This is a genomic window from Candidatus Symbiopectobacterium sp. NZEC135, from assembly GCF_025962695.1.
In genome coordinates, this window is the sequence record NZ_JAGFPF010000613.1 from 1 (window position 1) to 1,140 (window position 1,140).

The following is a 1,140-nucleotide window of genomic DNA, read 5'->3' on the forward strand; positions in this document are numbered from 1 at the left end:
AGTACCAACCCATTACCCATATCAAAAAAACCTTATAGTGACGCACTCAGGATGTTTAACAGGGTTCTTTTCCCATCACCTTAAGTTAGATTTAAATTTATGAACATCATTCTCGATTTTGCTCAAGGATTAACCGTAGGGCTACCGCTTTAATCGGAGTAGCCCTTTATTGTTTTCTCAGATCTATTCACGAAAAATAAATATTATAAAAATGTACAACAAAACTATAAGTTTCATAAACCAAAAATGCTCAGATCAGAGCCATTTGATAGGTTACTACAAATAAAATAAGGTTTTTTTCAATACGTTATAGGCGTGAAACCAATAATCACTGTGTGAAATCTGTTGGTTTCCGCCTAAAGAACGATCTACTGTGCCAATGTATAGTTGTAAGAGGCCTAAGTTTTAGTTCGTCTAATGGCATGATGCTTTTAAAAGTAAACGCCGATTAATCATTTACTTTGATAGCGCCATTTCTTAACAACCAAATTAATCTGTTCCAAGGTCAGGGCCTGTTGTTGCCAACCCTTGTCAAAATCTACATCATTAGACCGAGGTAGTTGTTCTGCCAATAAATTACGAATCATAACCCTAGTAGGCAACGTTGCGGCTTGACCGACGAAAATAGCCTCTTGCCGCCGTAAGCCTGAAAGCATTTTTGTTAAACCGGACATTGAATCTGGCAATACACTACGGACGTGTTCTCTATCTGCATCATTGGTGATCCGTAGTACAATCCATGAATTACATTGTGATAAAACAGTAGCTTCAACTTCACTGGGTCTTTGCGAGACTAGCAATAAGCCAACGCCATATTTTCGACCCTCTTTTGCAATCCGGCGAATAGCTGATTGCGCTGCTTCATACTGTGCTTCGCCACGATTGGGAACATATCGATGCGCCTCTTCACAGACTAATAATACAGGGCTATTTTGACGCTCTGTTTCAGACTGCCAAACTTTAAGCTGAAAAACAATTCTTGCTATTGCTGCGCTTGCAACTCCAGCCACTTCATTTGGAACGCCAGAGAGATCAACTATCTGTACAGTTGTATTTTGAGTCAAAAATTGATTAACGACAATTGGTAAAGGATCTTGCTCTCCATCCCAACCATTCATCATAAATTTAAGCCGTCCATCT

Annotated in this window: 1 protein-coding gene; it reads right to left on the minus strand. The window is 39.2% G+C overall.

Going from position 1 to position 1,140, the window contains the following annotated elements; genetic code table 11:
- Window positions 1-452 precede the first annotated feature (452 nt).
- Window positions 453-1,140 (minus strand): ATP-binding protein (locus tag J5224_RS29175; RefSeq protein ID WP_264628569.1); only part of this gene is annotated, 688 nt, incomplete at its 5' end.